Origin of the sequence: Paenibacillus sp. P3E (genome assembly GCF_001909045.1) — a bacterium.
Classification (GTDB): Bacteria; Bacillota; Bacilli; order Paenibacillales; family Paenibacillaceae; genus Paenibacillus_AQ; species Paenibacillus_AQ helianthi.
The window spans coordinates 76,056-83,744 of record NZ_LVWH01000159.1 but is presented as its reverse complement, the minus strand read 5'-3'; the positions used below and the strand labels follow the sequence as shown (position 1 = coordinate 83,744).

The 7,689-nt window shown below is 50.9% G+C and carries 3 protein-coding genes; 2 read left to right on the top strand and 1 reads right to left on the bottom strand.

Annotated features, from left to right (window positions below; genetic code table 11):
- Positions 1–161: 161 nt before the first annotated feature.
- Positions 162–1,124 carry a glycoside hydrolase family 43 protein gene (locus A3842_RS13320; protein ID WP_074101736.1) on the top strand — a complete coding sequence of 321 codons (963 nt, stop codon included), beginning with the start codon at positions 162–164 and terminating at the stop codon, positions 1,122–1,124.
- A gap of 231 nt (positions 1,125–1,355) precedes the next feature.
- A complete protein-coding gene (locus tag A3842_RS13315) occupies positions 1,356–5,096 on the top strand; it encodes an alpha-L-arabinofuranosidase C-terminal domain-containing protein (protein WP_074101735.1) in 3,741 nt (1,246 codons plus the stop codon).
- Between the two features lie 97 nt (positions 5,097–5,193).
- Here the strand turns inward: A3842_RS13315 and A3842_RS13310 are convergent, their stop codons facing one another.
- Complete coding sequence (locus A3842_RS13310) at positions 5,194–7,515, bottom strand: helix-turn-helix domain-containing protein (RefSeq protein WP_074101734.1); 2,322 nt, start codon at positions 7,513–7,515, stop codon at positions 5,194–5,196.
- Positions 7,516–7,689 lie beyond the last annotated feature (174 nt).

The following is a 7,689-nucleotide window of genomic DNA, read 5'->3' as shown; positions in this document are numbered from 1 at the left end:
ATATAAAACTAAATAAATTCATATTTACATAAAAGTATTGCTGTGCTAATTTGGTAATTGCATAAATGGCAGTACGCTACACAGGAACGCCCCGCCGAAGAGGTCAGGGGTAAGACAGTTATAACTGCAGCGGCTAGCTCATAGCAAAGAGGAGAGATCATATGCCTGCAAACAGAACGTTTACCAATCCGCTGGTGGAGCAGCGTGCCGATCCTTGGGTGTATAAGCATACCGACGGATGGTATTATTTCACAGCTTCGGTTCCTGAATATGACCGGATCGAAGTGAGAGGTTCACGGACATTGGAAGGCCTGACTGAAGCGCAGCCGGTTGTGGCCTGGCGCAAGTATGCTTCAGGATCACTCAGCGCCAATATCTGGGCGCCGGAAATTCATTACATTGCCGGCAAGTGGTACATTTATTTCGCGGCGGCTCATACAACAGAAACCAACGAAGGTCTGTTCGACCACCGCATGTACGTGCTGGAGAATGCATCCGTAAGTCCGCTGGAAGGGGATTGGGTGGAGAAAGGGCAGGTGAAGACAGCCTGGGAATCCTTTGCCCTGGATGCTACAACGTTCCAGCACAAGGGTGCATTGTATTATGTGTGGGCGCAGAAGGATCCCGGAATTGAAGGCAACTCCAACCTGTATATCTCTGAAATGAGCAATCCCTGGACACTACGAGGCAAGCAGACCATGATATCAACTCCTGAGCATCCGTGGGAGATTATCGGCTTCAGAGTCAACGAAGGAGCAGCCGTTCTCAAGCGGAACGGCCGGATTTTCATCAGCTTCTCGGCCAGTGCCACCGATCACAATTATTGTATGGGGCTGCTGGAGGCAGACGAGGACGGGGATCTGCTGGATGCTGCTTCATGGACGAAGCATCCTGAACCGGTATTCCATACTACGGAGGAGAACGGACAATATGGACCGGGGCATAACAGTTTTACGGTAGATGAGGAAGGCCGGGATGTTATTGTCTACCACGCGCGGAATTACAAGGAAATCACGGGCGATCCGTTATATGATCCGAACCGCCATACACGGGTACAGCAATTCCGGTGGAATGAAGACGGCACACCTGATTTTGAGGTGCCTGTGAAGGATAACAGGAGATAACGCCTATCGGCTTCAAGGCAGAATGAGCAAACCGCATCAATATGCCCGCAGGGCCGGTAAGGCTGTCGAGAACATCTCGGCAGCCTTATTGGCGTTGTTACGGTTGCAACATTTTCTATTTGCAAGAAAGACTTGATAAATAGAGGGCAGACAAGGTAGGATAAGTATAGTTTATGTTTATATTAAATTATTTATGTTTTTATTAATTAAAGGAATAGGAGAATGCATAATATGACTGCTTTTCATGAGCAATTAATTGCCCATTACAGATTTGAGGATGCAGATAACGTCAGCAATGACAGCTCGGGTCACGATAATCACGGGATGGTTAGCGGCACGCTACCGCCAGTGGTGTCTACAGTTGGCGGAAGAAGTGCTGTGACCTTTGCAGGAGGACGGAATGGTTCATCTTTTATCCAGTTGCCATCCGATCTGCTTGAAGGAGTGAACGACAACACTGGTATAACGGTTGCGGCCTGGGTGAACTTCGGCAAGGGCACGAGCGTGTGGGAACGGATTTTTGACTTTGGTAAAGGGGAGACGGGACCGTCTGTATTCCTGACCCGCCAATTGCGCGGAACGTTGTCTGCGGGCATGGACCTGGTCGCTGATCCGGGCCGGGGGTTTGCCGGAGGTGAGTGGATCCATATCGCACTGTCCATAACAGGTACGGAGGACGGCAAGTTAAGCAGTGCAGGACCCATTGTATATGTGAACGGTGAAACGGTCGCCGACGGCTCGATTAGCCAGACCACCAGCCGCAATTATGCTCAGCTTCGCCGCTGGTTCGGGACGCTAAGCGATTCGTCCAATTACAGCAGCAATTTTATCGGCCGTTCCCAGTATGCTGCAGATGACGATTTTGCCGGTTCCCTGACGGATTTCAGAATCTATAAGGCCGGTTTGTCCGCAGACAAAGTGATCGAAGTGATGTGCGATTCATTAACGGATGAAGAGATCGTGAAGCTAGCCGCCGGGAAGTACTTGTTCTTGCCGACAGCCATTGTGTCCCACGACCTTGCTCTACCCTCGCGCTTGCTGGGTGGAACGGTAGAAGCGGCGTGGGAGTCCAGCCACCCGGAGGTGCTCTCTAACCAGGGCCGTATACAGAATATTAACTCTGCCTATGGAGTAACGCTTACCGCCACATTAAGCAAAGGCTCAAGCTCTGTCCGGAAGACATTTGAGGTATCCGTTATTCCGCCGAATCTGCCGCCTTACACCTTGAATGTGCACGGCAACCAGGAAATATTGGATGTCAGCGAAGTGCTGTACGGCTTGTTCTATGAGGACATCAACAATGCAGCTGATGGCGGGATTTACGCGGAGCTGGTGCAGAACCGATCCTTCGAGTCTTTTGCTTTTGATACCTATTCCCATGCTTCGGGCGAGTGCGGCTGCTCTACCGGCCGGAACCGGGAGCCTTTATTCGCCTGGTCCGGAGACGTAGAGCAGATGATTCCTAAGAGCAGCGGCGGTCTCAATGAATTCCTGAAGGTTACGGACAAGGATGTCAATTCCTATTATGTGAAGGTGGCTGACGGGGCGACCATTCGGAACAAAGGTTTTGCCGATTCCAATCAGCACTGTGCGATGGCTATCCGGACGGATGCCAAATATGAATTCACCCTATGGGCCAAGGCTGAATCTGCAGGTGCAATAACGGTACAATTGCAGGCACCGGACGGGGCGGCTGTCAGTGACACTGTAACCGTGCAAGTGGAAGGCGGCGGCATATGGAAGAAATATGGAGTGAAGACCAAGCTGGTGCTGACGGGATCGGCTACAGTTCTGGGTCAGCTGGCCCTTACTTTTGCCGGTGAAATCTCCATTGATATGGTCTCTTTGATGCCGCAGGATGTATGGGGCGCGGGGGAAGAGGCGGAGTCTGCTTCGGCACATGCGAATTATCTGGGCAACCCGAATTACCGGTTAAGAAAAGATCTGGTCCACGCGCTGGTTGAGATGCATCCGAAATTCCTGCGCTTTCCGGGCGGCTGTATCTCGGAAGGCTCCTTCATTTGGGAGAACGTGTATGACTGGAAGGATTCCGTGGGAGACATCGAGCTTCGCAAAGAGAATTATAACGTCTGGGGTTACATGATGACTATGGGGCTGGGCTATATGGAATATTTTCAATTGGCTGAAGACCTGAATGCAACTCCGCTCCCGGTCATGGCTTGCGGCGTGCTGTGTCAAGCCCGCTCGGATTATGCCCATCCGGCCGGTGGTAAGTTGCGGGAGTATTTCATTAAGAACTTTACGGATTTGATCGATTTTGCTATCAGTATGGATTTTGCGGGCAACGAATGGGCCGCCATGCGCCAAAAAATGGGCCATGAGGCGCCGTTTGATCTGCGCTATCTGGGCGTGGGCAACGAAAACTGGGGCACAGAGTTTTTTGCCAACTTTGAAGTGTTCAAAACCTCTATCGACGAATATATGGAGCAGAACTATCCGGGCCATAAGCTGCACATCATCTCGACAGTGGGCGCTCAGGCGGATGATGATGCCTATCAGCAGGGCTGGAAATTTTTGAGCGGTAATCTGGAAGGATCGCCCAAGGTAGCTTTTGCCGATGGTTATGAAGTGATTGAAGAAACCGTCACCTGGTATGAACAACAACAGAACTATATGGATACCATCGCAGATGAGCACTACTACCGTTCCAACGAGTATTTGCTGAACAATGTAGACCGGTACAATTACTACTACAGAGCCAGCCATGCGGACGGAAACACGGACTGGAAAGAAACTTCAAAGGTATTTGTAGGGGAATATGCATCTACTGATAAAAATACATTGGCCGGTGCTGTAGCAGAGGCGGCGCTCATGACCGGATTTGAGAACAACGCCGACGTTGTATTGCTCTCTGCCTATGCGCCGCTGTTCAATAAGGTGCTGACCGATGGAACGTACAGATGGACTCCAGACTGTATCTGGTTCGACGATGAGACCGTATGGTTTACTCCGAACTACTATGTACAGCAGCTATTTGCCAAATATTTGGGCGACAAGGTGCTGAAAACCTCCTTTTCCACATACAAAAACGGGAAGCCTACAGAGCTTGTTCCCCGCGGTGGAATCGAGATTGCAGCAGGTAACGCCGAAATCGTCGTAAAACGTGTGACTGTAACCTCCAATAAGGACGGCAGCGTGCTATTGAACCAGGATTTTACGCAGCAGCTGGACCCGGCATGGCAGGTCATTCCCGGTTCTGCGGGCTCTGTTATCCGGGCGGGCGAGGGACTTGTATTGAAAGCTCAAACGGGCGGGCTGAACGGATTATACATCCTGAATGATGAATGGACCGACTACAAAGTGGAGGTTGTTGCTTCAAGGCTTGCGGGCGAAGATGGCTTCTATGTGGGGGCCGGCCTGACGGATATCGCTTCGGGAAACAAAGATGTCATTGAATATGCAATCGGTTATGGGGGCGACGCCACCGGCGTCAAGGTGTACAAGCAAGGGATAGAAGGCTACACCTTGGGTGATTATTCTTCCAGCACGGCGGCAGGCAATTTAAGAGCGGCTCAATATGAAAAGCTTGCAGACAACACCGAGTATACCATTACGCTGAATTATGGCGGCGGCACCGGTGACCGGCTGATTTGCTCCTACTCGGATGGCAAGGTGACCAGCAAAATATTGGATTATAAGCTGGAAGCCTATAATAGAGAGATATTCAGCTCGGTGACGAAAGACGCAGAGCATATCTATGTGAAGCTTGTTAACGCCGACAATGTGGACAAGACAACGCAGCTTAACTTGCATGATGTGCATGTGGAGAGGGCTGCGAAGCTGGTTAGCCTAACAGGGGATGCTTCGCTTGTGCATCTGCCTAATGTCAACAAAAGAGACGATGAACGGGTGATACCTGGCGAGCGCAAGGTCTCCTTAGACAACAATGGCATCGTCCTGAATTTGCCGGCCAACTCGGTAAATGTACTGGTGCTCCATCTGAAAGGGTAATACTGATTTCAACTGGGAGCTGTCCTCCTGTCATTATTGACGGAAGGGCGGCTCTTTTTTGATTTGGAACACCCCTCCTGCGTGCTTGGACCCGCTATTATTCCGCCTGTTCTTTTCCCTGGGCAAGCAGCCTGTCTGCCGCCTCCTGCTGCCGGTATTGTCCGGGAGTCAGCCCTGTCCGGGCTTTAAAGATCTTATTGAAGTAGCTTACATTTGCATATCCGATCTCCTTGCAGATCACCTCAATGGAAAGGTCTAGCTGTTTCAATAGCTCCATGGCACGTTTGATTCGCAGCTGGATCAAATAATCGTTGACGGTCATCCCCGTTGACTCCTTGAAGATGCGGCTTAAGTAAGAGGAGCTGCGCTGCACATACTCAGCAACCGTGTCCACGGAAATATTTTTATTGAAGTTCTCATCCATATAATCCGTTGCCAGCTGCAGGGTCACATCCGTTATCCTGGAACGCTTCTCCTTGTGGTAGGCGATGATCTTATCGCACATATCCAGCAGGCACTCCTCCATATCCGGCAGTGTCTCCGCACCCGCCAGCACATCCGCGTAAGAGGGTCTGTCCCCGAACACGGCGTGTATATCGCCCCGTGACTGGACAAGAGTCTTCATGATCTCCCCGCTCAGCTGGAAGAACTGCTGCTGGATATTCGCTTTGCTCAGCTTCTTAACCAACGCGGTCCGGGTGATCTGCCGGACGACACTGAAGCATTCCTCCTTGTCCGTCTGCAGCAGTGCCTGCAGCAGCTTCGTTTCCAGTTCATACGGATAATAATAAGCCTCCTCCTCTGACTTCCATTCGCCGAGGATGTCGTAAGGCAGGATCTCGCCTTTGCCGATATACATCTTCAGACTCAGAGCTTCCAGGGTATCCTCATAAGCCGAACGAACCCCTTCTGCACCGCTGTAGATCCGGCTGACCGCAATGGTCGCATTCATACTGTAGCGGGTCAGCAAAAGCTGCTTCAGCTTCTTGGCTTGCTCCAGCGGGAAATCGTCCTCCTCCGGAGGAACCGAAAAGAGAATCACCGTTCTCTTGTCATCCTTGGCGAAAATCTCGCCGTCGATATCGGCTCCCAGCTCCTCCATAAGGCCGTAACGCAACAGGTGGAATTGAAGGCTGCTGTCCGGCCCTTTCACTGGATAAGGCTCATCCAGTTCCAGAGTCAGCACGGCAAACCGGTTAAAATCCAGACGGAGCCCCAGCAGCTCCGCCGCCTGATCCGTACTGCCGCCCTGGATGAGGTCGTTCAGATACTTCTCCTTAATGGCTGTACGGTTATCAAGGAGAAGGGAATCTACCTTCCGCTTCTCTGTCATCAGTGTCTCCCAGTTTCGGCCCAGCTGATCAAAGATATGACGAATGAAGCCGGCTTCATCACCTTCAGGCAGAGGGCTGCCTGTTCCGTCCCGCTGACCGGCTGATGAACCGCCGATATAGGTGATCACACTCTGGAGAGGCCGGTACAATCTTCTGGACAAATAAAAGGAGGTGGCGATTGCCGCAGACAGGTATACCGCCGCTACAATAATGACAATGAACTTGATCCGGTCCATTCCTTGCAGGAGCACCGAGCGCTCAGTAATGTCAACAAATCTCCATCCTGTCAGATCTGAGACGGTATAGGAGACGATCCGGTCGGAGTCATCCATATAGAAGCCGTTTCCGCCGGTCAGCTTAGAGAAGTCTAACTGTTTCAGCAGGGAAGCTCCGGCCTCCGAATCGGAATAGAGCAATTCAGAATCCGGCCCCAATACAAGGGTGGTGCCTTTTTTATTATGGTAATGACTTAAATAGTCGTCAAAAAGCAGCTGGAGCTTCAGATTCATGACGATGGCGCCGTTCACATGACCGATTAATGGCATCTTTTGAAGCAGGCTGGTTGCAGGGTGGTCCGGTGCAAAGGCATCTTGTCTTCCGGTAATCCAAATCGTGCGGCTGTCGGACTGCTGCTTCCATACGTTCAGCCAGGAGCTGTCCGCAAAGGTCGAGATGGGAGAGGTCTTGATCTCGGGACGCGATGTCAGGATAAGCTCCAGAGGGTCGTAATATAAATAGATGGAATCGATGTAGGGACTGATCTTTTTCTGCTGCTCCACAAAGCTGGATAAATCAATCAGGGAGCTGACGCTTAACTTGCTGCCCTTCGTATGGTACAGGTACGATTGGGTCGTGATCATGCCGGTGGCAGCATATTTGATGGCGGTCAGTTCCTTGTGAATCAGCTCCTGCTGCTGCGTCAGGATTGATTCGTTGTATGCGATGGCGTTCTGGATACTGTTGTCCGCCGAAATCGAGTAAGTGACCGTGGAGATGAGAATGACGGTGATCACGGCAATGGCGGTCAAGGAAAGCAGCAGCTTGACGAACATCGTATTATGTTTGATCGAACGGTATCCCTGCAAAGGTCTCACTCCACTTTTCAGAATGGTTACGCTTACATAATTGTGCGTGATACACATTCATTAATAGAGGAATTATATCACAAATGAGTATTTTGGTAAGCGGAAGCCCGAAAAACATTAAAAAAACAGAAAAACATAACGCGTTCCAAACCACAGAAGTGGCCAAAACATAAA

What these genes read in the sequence shown, in the direction of transcription:
- A3842_RS13320 (WP_074101736.1), top strand. Translation starts at nt 162, where the DNA reads ATGCCTGCAAACAGAACGTTTACCAATCCGCTGGTGGAGCAGCGTGCC.
- A3842_RS13315 (WP_074101735.1), top strand. Translation starts at nt 1,356, where the DNA reads ATGACTGCTTTTCATGAGCAATTAATTGCCCATTACAGATTTGAGGAT.